At 60.2% G+C, this 18875-nt stretch carries 18 protein-coding genes; 15 read left to right on the top strand and 3 right to left on the bottom strand.

Annotation, left to right across the window (positions count from 1 at the left end; all coding sequences use genetic code 11):
* The first annotated feature begins 33 nt into the window (after positions 1–33).
* From JHX88_RS20440 to JHX88_RS20415, 7 genes are all read left to right on the top strand, one after another.
* Positions 34–1167, top strand: coding sequence for an aminomethyl transferase family protein (locus tag JHX88_RS20440; protein WP_076527734.1), 1134 nt, complete (start codon positions 34–36; stop codon positions 1165–1167).
* Positions 1168–1233: 66 nt separating this feature from the next.
* The gene (locus tag JHX88_RS20435; RefSeq protein WP_076527732.1) at positions 1234–1836 is read left to right on the top strand and encodes a dimethylamine monooxygenase subunit DmmA family protein; all 603 of its coding nucleotides are present in this window, start codon (positions 1234–1236) and stop codon (positions 1834–1836) included.
* Entirely contained in the window at positions 1833–2780 is a 948-nt protein-coding gene (locus tag JHX88_RS20430; RefSeq protein WP_076527730.1) for a PDR/VanB family oxidoreductase, read from the top strand. Before JHX88_RS20435 ends, JHX88_RS20430 begins: the two co-directional genes overlap by 4 nt.
* A 105-nt stretch (positions 2781–2885) precedes the next feature.
* The gene (locus tag JHX88_RS20425) at positions 2886–3929 is read left to right on the top strand and encodes a heme-dependent oxidative N-demethylase family protein (protein WP_076527728.1); all 1044 of its coding nucleotides are present in this window, start codon (positions 2886–2888) and stop codon (positions 3927–3929) included.
* A gap of 79 nt (positions 3930–4008) precedes the next feature.
* Positions 4009–5643, top strand: a complete 1635-nt coding sequence (locus JHX88_RS20420) for a sodium:solute symporter family transporter (protein WP_076527726.1) — start codon at positions 4009–4011, stop codon at positions 5641–5643.
* Positions 5644–5652: 9 nt separating this feature from the next.
* Positions 5653–5793, top strand: coding sequence for a putative transporter small subunit (locus JHX88_RS22410; RefSeq protein ID WP_366928661.1), 141 nt, complete (start codon positions 5653–5655; stop codon positions 5791–5793).
* Between the two features lie 148 nt (positions 5794–5941).
* Positions 5942–7339: an ammonium transporter family protein gene (locus JHX88_RS20415; RefSeq protein ID WP_084203262.1), complete on the top strand. Its 1398-nt coding sequence runs from the start codon at positions 5942–5944 to the stop codon at positions 7337–7339.
* A 63-nt stretch (positions 7340–7402) separates the two neighbouring features.
* On the opposite strand, the gene JHX88_RS20410 is transcribed toward JHX88_RS20415, so the two are convergent.
* The gene (locus JHX88_RS20410) at positions 7403–8170 is read right to left on the bottom strand and encodes an IclR family transcriptional regulator (RefSeq protein ID WP_076527723.1); all 768 of its coding nucleotides are present in this window, start codon (positions 8168–8170) and stop codon (positions 7403–7405) included.
* A 176-nt stretch (positions 8171–8346) separates the two neighbouring features.
* Here JHX88_RS20410 and JHX88_RS20405 point away from each other — a divergent pair, with 176 nt between their 5' ends.
* The 8 genes from JHX88_RS20405 to JHX88_RS20370 are packed head-to-tail and all read left to right on the top strand — an operon-like array spanning position 8347 to position 16507.
* On the top strand, positions 8347–9876 hold the full coding sequence (locus JHX88_RS20405; RefSeq protein WP_076527812.1) for an ABC transporter substrate-binding protein: 1530 nt from the start codon (positions 8347–8349) through the stop codon (positions 9874–9876).
* A 59-nt stretch (positions 9877–9935) separates the two neighbouring features.
* Complete coding sequence (locus JHX88_RS20400) at positions 9936–10877, top strand: ABC transporter permease (RefSeq protein ID WP_076527722.1); 942 nt, start codon at positions 9936–9938, stop codon at positions 10875–10877.
* A gap of 12 nt (positions 10878–10889) precedes the next feature.
* Positions 10890–11747 carry an ABC transporter permease gene (locus tag JHX88_RS20395; protein WP_076527720.1) on the top strand — a complete coding sequence of 286 codons (858 nt, stop codon included), beginning with the start codon at positions 10890–10892 and terminating at the stop codon, positions 11745–11747.
* 1 nt (position 11748) lies between these two features.
* Complete coding sequence (locus JHX88_RS20390; RefSeq protein ID WP_076527719.1) at positions 11749–12864, top strand: amidohydrolase/deacetylase family metallohydrolase; 1116 nt, start codon at positions 11749–11751, stop codon at positions 12862–12864.
* Positions 12861–13862, top strand: a complete 1002-nt coding sequence (locus JHX88_RS20385) for an ABC transporter ATP-binding protein (protein WP_076527717.1) — start codon at positions 12861–12863, stop codon at positions 13860–13862. Before JHX88_RS20390 ends, JHX88_RS20385 begins: the two co-directional genes overlap by 4 nt.
* Positions 13855–14820: an ABC transporter ATP-binding protein gene (locus tag JHX88_RS20380; protein ID WP_076527715.1), complete on the top strand. Its 966-nt coding sequence runs from the start codon at positions 13855–13857 to the stop codon at positions 14818–14820. The genes JHX88_RS20385 and JHX88_RS20380 overlap by 8 nt, the downstream gene beginning before the upstream one ends.
* The gene (locus JHX88_RS20375) at positions 14807–15298 is read left to right on the top strand and encodes a RidA family protein (RefSeq protein ID WP_076527713.1); all 492 of its coding nucleotides are present in this window, start codon (positions 14807–14809) and stop codon (positions 15296–15298) included. The genes JHX88_RS20380 and JHX88_RS20375 overlap by 14 nt, the downstream gene beginning before the upstream one ends.
* 9 nt (positions 15299–15307) lie before the next feature.
* A complete protein-coding gene (locus JHX88_RS20370; protein ID WP_076527711.1) occupies positions 15308–16507 on the top strand; it encodes an aminotransferase class V-fold PLP-dependent enzyme in 1200 nt (399 codons plus the stop codon).
* Between the two features lie 80 nt (positions 16508–16587).
* Here JHX88_RS20370 and JHX88_RS20365 read toward each other — a convergent pair whose 3' ends face one another.
* Together JHX88_RS20365 and JHX88_RS20360 are read right to left on the bottom strand one after the other, a co-directional pair.
* Positions 16588–17829, bottom strand: coding sequence for a glycerate kinase type-2 family protein (locus tag JHX88_RS20365; protein ID WP_272848128.1), 1242 nt, complete (start codon positions 17827–17829; stop codon positions 16588–16590).
* A gap of 18 nt (positions 17830–17847) precedes the next feature.
* Positions 17848–18822: an HpcH/HpaI aldolase/citrate lyase family protein gene (locus JHX88_RS20360; RefSeq protein ID WP_076527707.1), complete on the bottom strand. Its 975-nt coding sequence runs from the start codon at positions 18820–18822 to the stop codon at positions 17848–17850.
* Positions 18823–18875: the final 53 nt, after the last annotated feature.

The following is an 18875-nucleotide window of genomic DNA, read 5'->3' as shown; positions in this document are numbered from 1 at the left end:
ATCAGGAATCAACAGGACAGGAGGACAGACATCATGACCGCATCATGGAGATTTTCGGCGCTGGCCGACCGGCACCGTGCGATGGGCTCGGAGCTCGAGGATTGGAGTGGCATGGGCACCGCGTGGAGTTATGACAAGGATCAGCTCGAGGAATACATGGCGATCCGCACCAAGGCGGGTGTCATGGACGTGTCTGGCCTGAAGAAGGTTCACGTGATCGGCCCTCATGCAAGCCATGTGATCGACCGGGCGGTGACCCGCGATATCGAAAAGCTGAAACCGGGCCGCTCGACCTATTGCTGCATGCTGAACGATGCGGGCAAGTTCGTGGATGATTGTGTGGTCTACCGGATGGGACCGCATAGCTTCATGGTCGTGCATGGCGCGGGCCAGGGCCATGAGCAGCTGACCATGGCGGCGACCGGGCGCAACGTGAACGTGCTGTTCGATGACGACCTGCACGACATCTCGCTGCAAGGACCGCTCGCGGTGGATTACCTGGAAAAGCACGTGCCGGGCATCCGCGATGTGGTCTATTTCAGCCATATTCACACCACGCTGTTTGGCAAGCCGGTGACCATCTCGCGTACCGGATATACCGGCGAGCGCGGCTACGAGATCTTCTGCCGCCGCCAGGACGCACCCGAGATCTGGGACACCATCGTGGCCGAGGGCCGGGAGATGGGCATCATCCCGACCCGTTTCACCACGCTGGACCTGCTCCGGTCGGAAAGCTACTTGCTGTTCTTCCCCTATGACAATTCCGAGATGTATCCGTTCGAGAACGAGTCCTGTGGTGACACGCTGTGGGAACTGGGTCTCGATTTCACTGTCTCAAAGGGCAAGACCGGTTTCCGTGGCGCCGAGGAGCATTACCGCCTGCAGGGCAAGGAGCGCTTCAAGATCTATGGCGTCAAGCTCGAGGGCACCGAAGCCGCCGAGGAAGGCGCGGCGATCCTCAAGGACGGCAAGGAGGTCGGCGTCGTCACCATCGGCTTCTACAGCCCGCTGAACGAGCACAATGTCGGCATCGCCCGGATGCCGGTCGATTGCGCGGTGGAGGGCACGAAGCTGACAATCCGCAACTCGGGCGGCGAGATCCGCGCCGTCGCCCATCCGATGCCCTTCTATGACCAGGACAAGAAGCGCCGCACCGCGAAGGGCTGAACCATATCCGGGCGAGAGGCGGCGTCAGATCGCCCCGCCCCCCGACCGACAGGGAAGATGTAGCCGATGTCTGCCACGAAATTTACCCCTTCAATTATCAGCCGCCCCGTTTATGGCGGGCTGAAGCCGCATGGTGCCGTGCCCTCGTTGATGCTGGCCAATGGTCCGGGCGGCGAAGCGCTGCTGGAACTGATCAAGGCCGATCCGACGATACCGGGCCAGGCCCATGTGATCTATATCCCAGAGGGCTGCGGCTTGGGAAAAACGCTCGAAACCAAGGGATTCGCCGGTTATTTCGAGGGTGCCAGCTATCCCTCGATCCTGCCGCGTTTTCGCAAGCTGCTGGCCGATGCCGGGATGAACACCCGGCTTTACCTTGCCGGAACCGAAGGGCTGATCGGTCAGGCGACCTCCGAGGCGCTGGCGGCGGGAATGCTGCCCGAGGCGATCGATGCCGAGCATCGCGGCAGCCTCGCGCGGCGGATGCAATGCGTCCACTGCAAGGGCATTACCGAGAACGTCATCACCGACCCGTTCACCTGCTTGCATTGCGGGCTGTCGCTGTTCGTGCGTGACCATTATTCGCACCGCCATGCCGCGTTCCAGGGCGTCTGCGTGGATGCCGAAGCTCCCGGCGAAATCCCCCCAAGGCAGGAGATCAAGGCATGAGCGCCCAGATGCTGCGAGTCACCGAGATCGAGGCGCTGTCGCCGCTGGTCAAGCGCTTCCGCTTCGAACACCCCAGGGGCGAGAAGTTGCCGTTATTCTCGGGCGGAGCGCATGTCGTGGTCGAGATGTCTGATGGCGATGCGCTGCGCCGCAACGCCTATTCGCTGATCTCCGATCCGCAGGACGGCTCGGGCTATGAGATCGCGGTGCGCCGCGAGGATGGCGGACGGGGCGGCTCGCGCTTCATGCATGCCTGCGTCAGGCAGGGCGACATGCTGCGCATCTCGACGCCCTTGAACCTGTTCTCGCTGGACATGCGGGCGCGCAAGCATGTGCTAATCGCGGGGGGAATCGGCATCACCCCGATCATCGCCCAGATGCAGCAGCTTCTGCGGATGCAAGGCCGGTTCGAGATACACTACGCCGCCCGTTCGCGCCGCGAGGCGGCCGGGCTGCGGCTATTGCCCAGCCTTCCGCATATCCATGCCCATATATCGGATGAGGGCAAGCGGATGGATTTGGGGGCTATCCTCGACCGCCAGCCGATCGGCACCCATGTCTATACCTGCGGCCCGGAAGGCCTGATCACCGCGGTGGCGCAATGCGCCGAGCGCTTGGGATGGCCGTGCGGCTCGTTGCATTCCGAGGTGTTCCTGGCTCCGCCGCCCGGCCGTGCCTTCGAGGTGACACTGGCGAAAACGGGGCAGCGCGTCTCGGTCAGCCCGCATCAGAGCCTGCTCGAAGCTCTCGAGGAGGCGCAGGTCGATATGGACTGGAGCTGCCGGGGCGGCGCCTGTGGGCGCTGCGAGACCGAGGTGGTCTCCTGCCATGGCCGGATCGAGCACAATGACCATTGGCTCTCAGAAGACGAACGCAGCTCACAGACGAAGATCATGCCCTGCGTCTCCCGATTCCGGGGCAAGGAACTGATACTCAACAGGTAATCCCATGTCCCGCAATCACCTGCCCCTTCTTCTTCATGCAAATATCCCGGGGTCCGGGGTGGAACCCCGGCTCTCACCTCACCTATTCCGATCCAGGAGGTTGCCATGACCATCCAGTTCAACGACGAGACCTTCCGCGACGACTACAGCTATCACAACTCGGCCGAGGCGATCCGGCGTTTTCCGTTTCCCTTTGACAAGGACGACTACATGTATGCGGTCAATATGGAGCCGCATGCCGGGGGCCGCGAGGGCAGCCCCTTCGAGAACCGCTTCGATGTCGATGAACACTACGTCGCCGAGATGCGGGACCGCGAGATCACCCTGAACGAGGATCCGCTGCGCTGTCAGTCTCTGCCGCATATGGAGCTGGCGGGTTGGGACTTGCTGGAACTGATCATGGTCTCGAAATCCGAGGACTATCCCGAGCTGTTCAGCCTGCACCGCGACGGCGATCGCTGGCATTGGATCAACCGTCCACTGGGGATCGACCACAAGTTCACCTTCCTCGACCCGACCACGCTGCCCTACGGACCGATGGAATACATCACCCGCCAGGCACAGGGCGATTTCGCGGTGCTCGATCAGCGCGAGGGCAATCTGTGGATGGAGGCCGGGATGGTGACCAGTCAGGCAGACTGGAGCCTGGATTTCGACATCGGGATGAATTTCTTCGAATGGCATGCGCCAGTGCCCAAGGCGCACGAGATGGGGATTTTCCAGCGGGCGCTGAAATTCCTGCTGGCGATACAGCAGGATTCCCCGTCGCGGCGGTTGAACTGGACGATGACGGTCAATCCGCGTCTGGATACAAGCCCCGAGAATTACCACAAATGGGGTCCGGAAAAGCGCACCCTGACCCCCGAGAATGTCGGCGAGAAGCAATATCTGCGCGTCGAACTACAGACCTTTTTCCGGCTGCCGCGCTCGAATGGGCTGGCCTTCCCGATCCGCTGCTACCTGATCTCGCTGCAGGATCTGGTAACGGTGCCGAAATGGGGCCGCCGCCTGCACCGCGTGATCCGTGATCTGCCCGACGAACTGGCCGACTACAAGGGCTTCGCCGTCAATCGTCAGCTTATCATCGACTACCTCGCGCAGTTCGATGATGGGAAGCCGACCTCACCGGGGATATTCCCCGACGAATAGGTAAGTATCCGCAAACCAAATGAGGCGTTCTTCGTAACTAACTGTCCGTGTCCCGTAACCTGATCATAGGATTTGACGAATGCAGCTACTGGAGCTTGGAACTACCCTGACGCTCGTGCTCTTGCTCGCCTTTTTCGGGGTGACGTTCCTGATATCGTTATCCATTAGCAAGAAGCATGAAAATGCCGACAGTTACATGAATGCCGGCAACAATGTCGGTTTCGGGATCTCGGCCGCGTCAATGACGGCCACATGGATCTGGGCGGCGTCGCTCTATGCCTCGGCAACCTCGGGTTATACCTATGGACTGTCCGGGCCGATCCATTATGGGCTTTGGGGAGCACTGATGATCCTGTTCATCTACCCCTTTGGCAAGCGTATAAGATCACTGGCGCCTAACGCTCATACGCTGGCAGAGATCCTGCATGCCCGGCATGGTCAGTCGAGTCAGCTGCTTCTCGCCGGATCGAACCTGCTCGGGAGTCTTCTCAGCCTGACATCGAATTTCATCGCCGGAGGCGCGTTGATCTCGATGATGTCGCCTCTATCCTTCTCGACCGGCATCCTACTGATCGCGGGGGGTGTCCTGATCTATACGCTCTGGTCGGGCATTCGGGCCTCGTTGTTGACGGATTTCATCCAGGTTTGCGCCATGCTGGGCGCGGTCATCATCGTTGTGCCGATGATCTTCTTCGCAGCGGGGGGAAGCTCGATCTTTGCCGATGGCGCACAAAACCTGACCGCCCAGCAACAGAGCTTTTTCTCGTCCGAAGCCTTCTTCAATCAGGGAGCGCCCTTCATCGCCGCTGTGCTGGCCTATGCAATCGGCAATCAGACAATTGCGCAGCGTCTTTTCGCCGTGCGCGAGGACATGATCAAGAAAACCTTCATTACCGCGACAGTGGGTTACGGCGCGACGGTAATCGGAATTGGGGTATTGGGCGTTCTTGCCCTCTATCTCGGGATCGAACCGGCAGATGGGGATGTGAACAACCTGATCCCGCAGCTTGCGGCAGGCTATCTGCCCTTGGGCCTCCTATGCGTGTTCTTCATCATGATCATCGGTTCGCTCGCCTCGACAGCGGATTCTGATCTGTCGGCCATGTCCTCCATCGTGATGACCGATATCTATGGCCGCAATATCGCGGGAGCAGCGGGCGCGAAGCCGCAGCTCATGCTGCTTATCGGTCGCGTCACGATGATCGCCGCAACCGGAATGGCGATGTATTTCGCCAGCAGCCGCTTTGATATTCTTGATCTTCTGGTGCTGGTTGGCGCGATCTGGGGCGCATTGGTCTTTCCTGTCATCGCCAGTTTCTACTGGAGCAAGGTCAACAATACCGGGTTTACCGTCTCGGTCGTCGCGGCATTGGTGGCATTCACCTTGGTTCGCACCGGCTGGTTGCCACTGGAGGGTATCGTTGCCGTTGTCAGCGACTTTCTATCCGTTGTCGGCATCGGTGTCATCGCCGGCTTGATGATCTTTGGGTTTTTCGGGGTGAGAGCCGGAGTGGCGGTGGCGCTGGCGGTAATGCTGATCACGCTGCCCTTCGCGATCGGTTTTCTGCATCTGTACCCGGTCCTGACCGCATCGCTTCTGGCCTATGCGGTTTCCACGATACTTTGCGTCGCGCTCTCCTGGTTCAACAAGGTTGAGTTCGATTTTGATCAGATCGCGCGTCATGCCGGCCAATTCGACACGCGAAACACCTGAGGGAAAGGAATGACGACCATGACCGAAATCCTTCTGAGCGCATATGTTCTTGTCTGGCCACTCATCGTTGCCTGTGTGTTTTTCGTTCTCGTTCGCGCATTCCTGCGAGAAATACGGGAGGCGCGAAGGAACGGAACGCCGATCATCTGATCCGGCGAAGCGAATAGCACCCCTTGAACCCCGGGACCGGTAAGCGAAGCCGGTCGATTGAGGGCTACGTAGCGAGACGAGTTCTCATCTGTTTCATGCAAAAGAAAGACCTCAACAAGCAACGAAACTTAATAACAGGGAGTAAGAAATGGAACACGCAGCCATGCTCTATCCAGAGCAAGTGACGCTGAATTCGCTTGTGCAGAACCTCGTGTATGGTTCGGGCACGGTCGGTGCCATCCTTGTCGTCGTCGGGCTTCTGATGATCGACGCTGGCACGACCCGCAGCGAGAATCTCTATAATTCCACCATTGAAAAGCTGGTGGGGTTTTTCCTTGGCTTTACCACCTATTTCGTCATCGGTTTCGGCTTCTGGGCGGCGCAATACTACATCATGGAAGGTGCGACGCTTGGCAATGCCATCAGTGACTGGTGGCTGGGCGGTGCGCTTGCCAACAGTCTGGCGCAGCATACCGATCCGGCGGTTTTTCCGGGGCTGAACAACTTTCAGATATTCGTGTTTTTCCTCGCTTGCTTTGCGGGGATCATCAACGTGCTGCTCCATTTCTCGGTATCCGAGCGAATGAAGGCGTCCGCCTACTACATCACCGCGGTCGTGGCTACTGTCGTGTCTTCGGCGTTAAGCTGGATGACCTGGGGTTCCGTCGGTCCGCTGACGAATGCCGGGTTCCATGACTTCTTCGGGGTCGGGTTCGTCTACTTGTTCCCGGCAGGGATGGCATTGGTCCTGGTGCCGAAACTGGGGCAGCGGCCAGGCATGTTCGAGCCTCATCCAAAGGTGCCGTCCTATAACGCGCCCAGCATTGGCCTTGCCGCGACCGGGCTGATCACGATCTTTGCCGGCTTGCCGATGGTGATCCTGTCCTGCCTGTTCTTCTTCGATCCCGAAGCTTTGGCTGTCAGCGTGACGATGGCCGATACCAGCGTTGGCATTGCCTTCAACAATTACGGTCTTGCTTGGGCTGGGGGAGCGGTCACCGGCGCCATCATATCCTACAGGACGAAGAACTACGCCTATCTGTTGCTTGGGCCGCTGGCGGGCTATGTCGCCATTGCATCCGGCTTTGACGTCTATCTGCCGTGGCAGGCATTCCTTGTGGCATTGTTCGCCCCCATCACCTCATGGGCCGTGTACGAGTTCACGCTGAAGCGTGGCATCGACGAACACAAGCTGTTCCCGCTGTTTATCGGCGCGGGCATATATGGCTTGATCATGGTCGGCTTGATCAAGGCGGGGACGCCTCGTGGCGGATACTTCGGCATCGAAGAGGGTGCGTTTGCTTTCCAGCATGGTCAGATCGGCATTGTCATGCAGCTTGCAGGCATTGCCGTTTGCATCGGAGCTGGCGCCCTGACCGCGGTCATTCTTGCCTTTGTGCTTGAGCGGACGGTGGGACTGCGCGTACCGGTCGAGGATCAAGCTTCCGGGCTGGACGAGCTTTACTGGGGCCTGCAATCCGATGAGAAGAAAGTCGGACAACCGGCGACCGAAATCCCTTCGGATTTGGCGGGATCACTCAAATAAGGCATCTCTCCCAGGGGTGCTTGCGCCTTCAGGGTGATTTCAGGGCAACGAGGGCAGGCGGGTTCAACCCCGCCTGCCCAATGCCGTTTCGATGGTTCTCGCAGAATTCTGCACCTCGCGAGTGAGTTCATCGTAAGCGGTGCGAGCGCGGGTTTCGGGGAGCACGATGGAGATGGTGGCGAGACAACTGCCATTTTCATCACAGATCGGAGCCGCGATACACGCAACCGCGAATTCAGACGCACTCATCTGCACCGCAAGCCGCGCCTCGAACTCTTTGCGTGCCTGCCGTGACAATACCGCCGGGTCTGTTTCGGCCTGTCCGGTCTCTGACGGCAGCGCACTCTGGGTGAAGATGCGCAGCCGCTCCTCGTCATCGAGATGCCCAAGCAAAAGCCTGCCCGACGCTGTCCAGTTGAGCGGGACCCGTGTGCCGACATCAGAGGCGACGTTGAAATGTCCGGCGGCGCGAGCCATGCCGATCACCGTCATCATGCCCTCGTCTCGGGCACAGATCTGTACCGTCTCGCCAAGATTTTCCGATAATCTGGTCATTTCGCGCCGTGCCTCGGCAAAGACATCCATGCGGGCGCGATAGGTAAGACCGTAGCGCATCAACCTTGGGCCCAGCCAGATGCCGTTTTCACCGATTCGCGACAGCATGGAGCGGTCAAGAAGCTCTTCCACGAGCTTGTAAATCGTCGAGACCGGTGCGCCTGTGCTGCGCGCCAGATCATAGGTTGTCATCGGTTGGTGACGCTCTGTCAAAAGATCGAGAATTTGCAGGCTGCGATCGATCGCGCCGACTCGTGTTCTGGTTTTGTCGGTCATATCAACATCCTATGGAATAACTTCTACAGTTATGGAAATGCTTATAATCCATTAACTAGGAGGGCAAGTCAGAAATGATCTGTCGTCGTTTGCGACGTATACGACATTATCTTGACATGTTTCTGCTCTAGGACTATCAAAGTAAAGGAATATATTACATAATAATGGAGGTATGGATGGAATCCCGGTTGCTCACGCGCGCTTCGCTGTTGGCTGCCTTTATGGCTGGTCCTGCCATGGCCGCCCCGCTTGCCGCGCAAACCACGCTCGACGTGGCTATCATTGGTGAGGCGGATACATTCGATCCGATGATGTCGACCAAAGATGTCGTTTCCATCGTGACCCAGCATTTCGTCGAAACGCTCTATACTTTCGACTCGGGTTGGAATGTCGCGCCACTGCTGGCCACGGAAATGCCGCAGATCAGCGATGACGGGTTGACCTATACGATTGGAATCCGTGAGGGTGTGACCTTCCATGACGGATCATCCATGGATGCCAAGGATGTCGTGGCGTCGCTGGAACGCTGGCTCGAAGTCGCTTCACGCGGGAAATTGGTGGCGGACAAGGTCGCCTCGATCGAGGCAACCGGCGATTACGAGGTCACGATCACCCTGACGGAAGCATATTCGCCGCTCCTCTCACTGTTGGCCTTTTCCAATTCTGCTGCTGCGATCTATCCTGAAGAGACCATTGCCGAGACAATCGATCCCGTCATCGGCACCGGACCCTACAAGATTGCCGAGCATGTGCCCGACCAGTATCTGCAACTGGTACGTTACGATGACTATAGCTCGCGCTCCGAGGAACCTGACGGCGCGGCAGGTGCACGCAATCAGATCGTTGACGAGATCCGCTTTGTTCCGGTGCCCGATCCCAATACCCGTGTCGAGGGGTTGCTTTCGGGGCAATTCGATTTCGCCGACGGGTTGCCAGCCGAAAGCTATGACCGGCTGGATTCCTCGGATGTTGCCGATCCGATGTTGCTGCAGCCTTTCGGTTGGCCGGTCTTTGCGATCAACCACAAGGAAGGGTTGTTGACCGACAAGACCACCCGCCAGGCTTTACAGGCTGCGCTTCCGATGGATGACATGCTGTTTGCAGCCTTCGGCGACGACAAGTTCTTCCTGACCGACGGGCCGCTTTATCCCGAAGGTTGGGCCTGGCGTAACGATGCCGGCGCCGAGCTGTTCAACCAGAACGATCAGGCACGAGCAGCCGAATTGCTGCAAGAGGCCGGTTATGACGGCACACCCTTGCGAATCCTAACCTCGCGGCAGTACGAGTTCCATTTCAAGATGGCCGAGGTGGCGCGGATGGCGCTTGAGGCGGCCGGGTTCACCGTGCAGATGGATGTGGTCGATTGGGCGACCTTGGGCGAGCGGCGCAACGATCCGGCGCTGTGGGACATCTATATCTCCCATTCGCCTTTCCTGCCCGAGCCCTCCCTGACCGACATGTATTCCAAGACCTCGCGCCTTGGCTGGTCGAATCCGGAAAAGGACGAAATCCTCGCCGAATTCACCAGCGAGACCGACCCCGAGAAACGCAAGGAGCTTTATGCCCAATTGCAGGGCCAGGTCTTCGAGGATGTCGGTTTCATCAAGATCGGCGCGTTCAACGCGCTGTCGGGCATGGCCGAAGGGTTGACGGGTGTGACCGAGACTCCGTGGCCGTTCTTCTGGAATGCTGAGTCCGCCGAGTGATGTGATCGGGGCGGGTTGCTGCCCGCCCCTTTTTTCAAGCCAGCGACCGGAGTTCTCGGATGGCCCGCTATATCTTCAAACGCCTGATCGGCATGATGATCGTGATCTTCATCGTGCTGACCATCGCCTTTATCATCGTGCGCCTGGCGCCCGGAGACCCGGCGACCCTGATGCTTGGCCCCGATGCGACGGCCGAGGATGCCGCGGCATTGCGACAACGCCTCGGGCTGGACCGGCCGATCCTGGTGCAATATCTGTCATTCGTTGGAAATGCGGTGCAAGGCGATCTGGGCGAGTCGCTGTTCTTCAACCAGCCAGTGACCCAAGTGTTGGCCGCCAGGTCCGAACCGACGATATTCCTGTCGCTGTTTTCATTGCTGATCGCGCTGGTGATCGCCACGCCCATCGGGATCTATGCAGCTTACCGGCGGGGATCATTTCTGGATCAGGCGGCAATCACCACGGCGATGCTGGCAGCATCGATCCCCAGTTTCTGGACCGGGTTGATGCTGCAACGCTATCTCGCCACCGATCTGGGCTGGTTCCCGGTGTCCGGCTATGGTGGCCCTGATACAGGTTTTCTGGAGAGGATGCGCTACCTGCTACTGCCCTCCATCGTGCTGGGCATCGTCAATTCCGCGCTGATCCTGCGTTTCACCCGCGCCTCGATGCTGGATATTCTGGGAGAGGATTATATCCGTACTGCCCGCTCCAAGGGGATGGGAGAAAGACGGGTGGTGCTGCGCCACGCGCTGAAGAATGCCGCCATTCCGATCATAACTGTCGTGGGTCTGACCTTTGCCCTGCTGGTGTCGGGAGCGGTGGTGACCGAACGGGTGTTCAACATTCCCGGCATGGGAAACCTAGTCGTGAGTGCCGTGCTGCGCCGAGACTATCCGGTGATCCAGGGAGCGCTGATCGTCGTCGCATCGCTTTACGTGCTCATCAACCTGTTGACAGACCTGCTTTACCTGGTCGTCGACAAACGCGTGAAATACTGAGGGAGGAATGCCGTGACTGCCGCAAGCGTTACGAATGAACCGAAATTCCTTGCCCTGCTGTTTTCGCGTCGGGCTGTGTTGATCGCACTGATCGTCTTTGTAGCAATTGCCGGATTGTGCCTGTTGGCTTCGCTCGTGGCCCCGGCGGATCCGGCCAAGATGTCGGTGCGCGCGCGCCTGACGCCGCCGGGTGGAGATTTCCTGCTGGGCGCCGACGCCTTCGGGCGCGATGTCCTGTCGCGGCTTCTCTTCGCCGGACAGGTGTCGCTGAGCATCGGGCTGGGGGTGGCCGCGCTGTCATCGGTGATCGGCGTGATTATCGGGCTCATGGCAGGGTTCTTCCGCAAGCTCGATGCGCCGATGTCGCGGCTGATCGATGCGATGATGGCCTTTCCCGATATCCTGCTGGCGATCGCGCTGGTCTCGATCCTCGGGGGGTCGATCATCAACGTGGTCGTCGCACTGTCCATCGTCTATGCGCCACGTATCGCCCGGATCGTGCGGGCCTCGACGCTGGTGATCCGCGAATTGCCCTATGTCGAGGCCGCCGTGGCGCTTGGCTCATCGACGCTGACCATCATGGTGACGCATGTGCTGCGCAACATCCTGTCGCCGATCATCGTGCAGGCCACCTTCATCTTCGCCTATGCGATGCTGGCCGAGGCGGGGCTGTCCTTTCTTGGCGTCGGGCTAGACCCCACGACCCCAAGCTGGGGCACGATGATCAATGAAGGACGGCAATATATCGATCAGGCGGCTTACCTGATCCTCTTTCCGGGGCTAGCGATCTCGATCTCGGTCCTGTCCCTGCAACTGATTGGCGACGGGTTGCGCGATGCGCTCGATCCGCGGCTGGCGAAGGATATGTGACATGGCTCTGCATCTCATCAATTACCACCCCCTCGGGCTGGACAATGCTCCCGACGAAATTTTCGTCGGTGATGACGGGCTGATCTCACCCGGTCCGGTCCCAGGGGCCGAAACCGTCGATTGCGGCGGCTCCTACCTGTCGCCCGGCTGGTGCGATCTGCATGTCCATGTCTGGCATGGCGGTACCGATATCTCGATCCGTGCCTCCGAGGCCGGGCGGGCCACGGGCGTGACGGCGATGGCAGATGCTGGCTCGGCGGGCGAGGCGGCGTTCCACGGGTTGCGCGAATATGTCATCGAGGCGCAGCAGGAAACCGTGCGGGCATTCCTGAATATCGGTTCCATCGGGCTGGTCGCCTGCAACCGGGTGCCGGAGCTGATCGATCTACGTTCGGTCGATGTAGACCGGACGCTTGAGGTGGCCGAGGCCAATCGCGACGTGATCTGCGGTATCAAGGTGCGAGCCAGCGGAGTCATTTCCGGAGCCTGGGGGATTACCCCGGCCAAGATCGCCAAGCGGGTGGCGGAAATCCTGAACCTGCCGCTGATGGTGCATATCGGTGAGCCGCCCCCACTGATCGACGAGGTTTTCGATATCCTGAGCGAAGGCGATATCGTCACCCATTGTTTCAATGGCAAACGGGCCGGCTCGATCCGTGACACGGCGGCGCTGTTCAAACAGGCCAAGCAACTGTCCGAAAACGGGGTGCGGATGGATATCGGCCATGGTGTGGCCTCGTTCAGCTTCGATACCGCGCGGGACGCCCTGGCGGATGGGCTGAAGCCATTTTCCATTTCGACCGACCTGCATCTGCGCAATATCGGCGGCCCGGTTTACGATCTGGCCACGACGATGTCCAAGCTGCTGGCGGTTGGCATGGATTTCGACGAGGTGATTGCGGCAGTGACGGAACGCCCGCGCAGCGTGCTGGGCCTTGGTGCGCGGAACGGGGCCGCGCCGGGGCAGAAGGCGGATTTCACCCTGTTCGACTTGAAAGACAGTCAGGCCGAAACCATTGACTCCCAAGGTGCCCGATTGTCACTGGATCAGCTTTTCGAGCCGCGTCTGACGGTGCTTGGTGCAAGCGTCCAGAAGGCGCAGCGGAGGGGCGGATGACCGACCCGGTTCTGGATGTCAGCAATCTGCAGGTGTCGTTCCGCGCGCGCGGGCGTAGCGTGACGGCGCTGCGCGATGTCAGCTTTACACTCCACCCCGGCAAGACGCTTGCCCTGGTCGGTGAATCCGGATCGGGAAAATCGGTGTCGTCACTGGCGATCATGGGGTTATTGCCCAAGAACGGTGCGGTGGCCGGAGGCGAAATCCGTTACCGTCGCCCCGATGGTGCAGTCAGCGATCTGACAACCATGCGCGAGCGAGAAATGCGCAAGCTGCGCGGACCGAGTATCGCGATGATCTTTCAAGAACCGATGTCATCGCTCAATCCGCTGTTCACCATCGGGGACCAGATCGGTGAAATGCTGCTGCTGCACAGTCCGCTCGACGCGCAGGCGCGACGCAAGCGGGTGCTTGAGATGTTGGAACTGGTGGAGATCCCCGGCGCCGCCTCGCGCCTGGACAACTATCCGCACGAGCTTTCCGGCGGGATGCGGCAGCGGGTCATGATCGCGCTTGCGCTGGTATGCAACCCGGCCCTGCTGATCGCGGATGAGCCGACCACGGCGCTGGACGTGACCATTCAGGCGCAGATCCTCGACCTGATGCGGCGGCTTCAGAAAGAGATGGGAATGTCCATTCTGTTCATCACCCATGACATGGGCGTGGTGGCGGAAGTGGCCGATGATGTGGCGGTGATGTATGCCGGCGCCATTGTCGAGCAGGCCTCGGTGGGCACATTGTTTGCCCGGCCTTCGCATCCCTATACGCGCGGGCTTCTCAATTCGATCCCGATGCCCGGACGTCCCGAGGGCGAGCGGCTGGTGCCGATTTCCGGTGCGGTGCCCCCCTTGCATGCCATGCCGCCCGGTTGCGCCTTTGCGCCGCGTTGCGAGCGGGCCGATCATGCATGCGAGCATCCGGTGACATTGTCGGAACTGGGGCAGGATCACCGGATCGCCTGTTTCCATCCGGTCTCGCAGGAGGTGGAGCATGTCTGAGCCGCTGCTTCAAATTCACAACCTTTCCAAGCGGTTCGAGACGCCGCGCGGAACGGTGCATGCCGTGAACGATGTCAGTTTCGACATTCGCCGCGGCTCGATCACCGGCTTGGTCGGCGAGTCCGGCTCGGGCAAGACTACATTGGGACGTTCCCTGTTGCGCTTGATCGAACCGAGCGAGGGGCAGACGATCTTTGACGGCACGGATTTGAACAGGCTGGACAAATCCGGGCTACGGGCTGCGCGCCGACGCATGCAGATCATCTTTCAGGACCCGGTTTCGTCCCTTAACCCCCGCCTTCGTGTGCGCGACGTGATCGCCGAAGGTCTGCGCGCCCATGGCATCGGCAATACCCGTTCCCGCCGCGACAAGGTCGCTGAACTGCTGGAAGAGGTCGGCCTGAGCGCCGATCACATGAACCGTTTCCCGCATGAGTTTTCCGGGGGGCAGCGCCAGCGTATCGGTATCGCGCGCGCCCTGGCGCTCGAACCCGAATTCATAGTCGCGGATGAAAGCGTTTCGGCCCTGGATGTGTCGATCCAGGCGCAGGTGCTTAATCTGCTGCTGGAGCTTCGGGAAAAGCGCAACTTGACCATGCTGTTTATTGCGCATGATTTGTCGGTGGTGGAATATCTCTGTGACCAGATCGTGGTAATGTATCTGGGCCGGATCGTTGAAAAGGGGCCGTCGCGGCCGCTCTATCGCAATCCGTCGCATCCTTACACTCAGGCGTTGCTGTCGGCGATCCCGATGCCCGATCCGGGGCTGACACGCAGCAGAACCCTACTGAAGGGCGACATCCCCAGCCCGTTGCAGCCGCCCTCGGGCTGCGTTTTCCGGACGCGTTGCCCCAAGGCTGCGGAAATCTGCGCCAATGGAACGCCTGAACCTGTCACCGTGGGTCAATCCCATCAAAGTTACTGCAAACGATTAGAAGGACATCATGTCACAACCTGAGATTCTGGGGTCCGTCCCGGTCGCCACCCGGCTGGTTCGTCTTGGCGTTGAGTTGCCCGAAGCGGCACCAGCTCCGATCGGCGCGTTTCGCAATGTGCGGCAGAGCGGCAATCTGGTTTATGTCTCGGGTCAGGGGCCTGTGCTTGCCGATGGCACATTGCTGTGTGGCAAGGTGGGCGCAGATGTGACCGCCGAAGCCGCGCGTGAACATGCGCGGCTGGTGGCGGTCAACATTCTGGGCGCATTGCGCGATCATTTTGGCGGATTCGACCGGTTGCGGGGCGTGGTCAAACTTTTGGGGCTGGTCAATGCCGTGCCCGAATTCGACCGCCATCCATTCGTGATCGACGGCGCCTCGACCTTGCTGGCAGAGGTGTTCGGTGAAGGGGGTGTCCACGCTCGTTCCGCCTTTGGGGTCGGATCACTGCCCAACAACATCACCGTCGAAATCGAGGCGATATTCGAAATTGACGCATAGGAGATCGAGATGACTGAAGCTTTGTGGGACTGGCATGATGCAAACGGGTTCACCCGGGTGATCAATGTTAGTGGAACCATGACCGGGCTTGGGGCCTCGGTCACCGGTTCGGCCGCGCGGAAGGCGACGGCCGAGGCCATGGGCCATTTCGTCAAGATGCACGAGTTGCAGGAGCATGCCGGGCAGGTGATTTCCCGCCTTACGGGGGCCGAAGCAGGCTGCGTGACCGCCTCGGCAAGCGCGGGGATCTCGCTTTGCGTCGCGGGCTGCATGACCGGGCTGAACCCGAGCCGGGCAGAGGCATTGCCGGCAGTTCCAGGATCGCGCGACACGGTTGTGGCCCAGGCCGGTCACCTGTGCCATTACGGCGCGCCGGTCGAGACCGCCGTTGGCCTGACCGGGGGCAAATTGCGCGTCATTGGCCAGTCCACGCAATGCGCAGATCATCAGCTTGAAGGCGCGCTGGACGAAAACGTGGCGGCAGCGCTTTATGTCGTGTCGCATCACGTGGTGCATTACGGCCAGATCCCCTTTGCCCGCTTTGTCGAGATCGCCCATCGCGCCGGAGTGCCGGTGATCGTGGATGCTGCATCGGAATATGATCTGACCGGCTTCATCGAGCAGGGTGCGGATCTGGCGATCTATTCGGGGCACAAGTTCCTGTCCGGACCGACCAGCGGCATCATTGCCGGGCGCCGTGACCTTGTGCGAGCCGCCTATCTGCAGAATATCGGCATCGGACGCGGCATGAAGGTCGGCAAGGAAAGCATCATGGGGCTGATCGCCGCCATGGAAGACTGGATGACCCGCGATGCCGCCGCGATACGTGCCGCCGAGCGTGCTGCGCTCGAAGAATGGCAGGCTGCAGTGGCTGATCTGCCGGGCATTACGGCGCGCGTGGTTCCCGATCCGACGAACAATCCGCTTGACCGCTTGCAGATCGAAATCGATCCGCAAGAAGCCGGAGCAAACGCGGCTATCTTTGCCGCTGTCTTGGGGCGGCAGGATCCGGCGATCATTGTGCGCGATCACGAGGTGGAACTGGGCTATTTCCAACTCGATCCCTGTAATCTGTTACCGGGTCAGCAAGTTTTGGTGGCCGATACGCTTCGCCATGTGCTTGGTTCCGGGGGTGATGTGTTGGATCATGCCGAGGCAGATCCGCGCAACGGCTCTATCCGGGCCTATCTGGATTGGGGGCAGGGTTGACGCATATGGCGCCGGGCGGCTGGATTTTCATGATATCCAGCCGCCGCGGGCCTAGTTCATCGACGGGCTGCAATCATGTTTCAGGGTAGCAAAAGCACCTGAACATCAGCGACATTGGTGCCTGTCGCGCCAGTAATCAGCAGGTCTCCCGCCGCTTTCAACGCGGCAAAGCTGTCGTTATTGGCGAGCAAGGCTTCGGGATCGTTGCCGCTGGTTCTGATGCGGGCGATGGTGCCGCTATCGACGATCCCGCCCGCCGCATCGGTGGGACCGTCCCGGCCATCGGTGCCGCCGCTGAGAAAGACCCAACCCTCGGGCAGGCGGTCGCCCTGCATCGCGATCCGCAGGGCAAGTTCCTGATTGCGGCCGCCACGCCCGGTACCTTGAAGATGCACGGTCGTTTCGCCACCGAAAATCAGGGCGGTCGGACCCTTGCGATCGATGTCGCCGGCGGCTTGGACGATCCTTGTGGCAGCGTCTCCCACATCTCCGATCAGCCTGTCGGACACGATTCGGGTAGTCCATCCGTTTGTCACGGCGGCGCGCATCGCCTCCAGCGATTTTTCGTTGCTACCGATCAGGTTATTGTCCGAAACATACCGCGATCCGGGCAGCTCAGGACTTTCCAGAAGCGTTCGGACAGAGGAGGGCAGTTCCTCCAGCAGCCCACGGTCTTGCAACAGGGCCAATGCTTCGGCGTGGCTGCCGAGAGGCGCGGTCGTCGGACCGCTGGCAATGGCGCTCAGTTCATTGCCGATCACATCCGACAGGATCAGCGCAGTGACCGAAGCAGGAGAGGCGTAGCGCAATAAGCCTCCGCCTTTCAGTTCGGAAAGCTGCTGACGGATCAGGTTCATTTCGGTGATGCCAAGCCCGTTTTCCAGCAAGAGCCGGTTGACCGCCTGCTTGTCCGCGAGTGTCAGTGGCGGTTTCGGAGCAGGCACAAGGGCCGAGCCGCCACCGGAGATAAGCGCAACGACATGATCGTTATCACCGGCCTTTTGCAGTAGGGCGACGACTTCCCGAGCGGCCCGCAACCCATCCTCATCTGGTTCAGGATGGCCTGCCGTGAGGATGCGGGCACCGGGAATGTCCTGGGCATTTTCGTGATGGGTGACCCCCAGTGCCGTGACTGGAGCGGGGATATGATGCAATGCCTCGCCCAGCATCGCCGGGGCGGCCTTGCCAATGGCGATGACATAGCTATGCCCGCCGGCCGGAAGGCGGGCGGGCCGATGTTGAGCAAAGTATTCCCGCACGGCGCGAGCGGGATCAGCCGCTTCGACCGCGCGGTCATAAAGCTGTCGTGCCAACGCACGCATATCAGCTGCTTCCTTCATTTATGCGGCGATCTGCCGGGCTTTCTCGACAAGCACCTCGGCTTGACGGATCGAGGCATAGTCGATCAAGCGGCCATCCAATGACACGGCGCCCTTGCCTGCTGCTTCGGCCTCGGCCATGGCGGCGAGGATTTTCTCCGCGCGGGCGACTTCCTCTGCAGAGGGGCTCATCACCTCATTGGCAAGCGCGACCTGACTGGGATGGATGGCCCACTTGCCTTCACAGCCGAGGACGGCGGCGCGATAGGCGGCCGCCTTGTAGCCGTCGGGATCCGAGAAATCGCCGAAGGGGCCATCGATCGGGCGCAACCCGTTGGCGCGGGCGGCGACCACCATGCGCGAGATTGCGTAATGCCACATGTCGCCCCAATGGACCTGCCGGCTGCCGTCCTGGTCCGGGTCGGTCAGTACGGCGTAATTCTCGTTCACGCCCCCGATCACCGTGGTGCGGGCGCGGGTGCTGGCGGCGTAATCGGCCACGCCAAAATGCAGGCTTTCGTTGCGCTTGGACGCAGCGGCGATCTCGCTGACATTCTGCATGCCGAGTGCGGTTTCGATGATATGCTCGAATCCGATCCGCTTCCCGTAGCCCTTGGCATCCTCGATCTGGGTCACCATCATGTCCACGGCGTAGACGTCGGCTGCGGTGCCGACCTTGGGAATCATGATCAGGTCAAGGCGTTCACCGGCCTGCTCGACCACGTCGACGACATCGCGATACATGTAGTGCGTGTCCAGGCCGTTGATTCGAATCGACATGGATTTCTTGCCCCAATCGATCTCGTTCAGGGCCTTGATGATGTTCTTGCGAGCCTGCACCTTCTCGTCTGGTGCGACCGCATCCTCAAGGTCGAGGAAGATCACATCAACGTCGGATTCTGCTGCTTTTTGAAACATTTGCGGCTGACTGCCCGGAACGGCGAGTTCGCTCCGATTAAGACGCGCGGGGGCTTGTTCGATGGGAAAGAAACTCATGGCGGAGTGCTCCTGCGGTGAAGTTTTGGTCGATGCGGCTCATACAAAGGGGA

This window comes from Paracoccus saliphilus (genome assembly GCF_028553805.1).
In the GTDB taxonomy this organism is placed as follows: domain Bacteria; phylum Pseudomonadota; class Alphaproteobacteria; order Rhodobacterales; family Rhodobacteraceae; genus Paracoccus; species Paracoccus saliphilus.
Note: the sequence above shows the minus strand (reverse complement) of the source record. Positions and strands in the feature narration are given on the sequence as shown.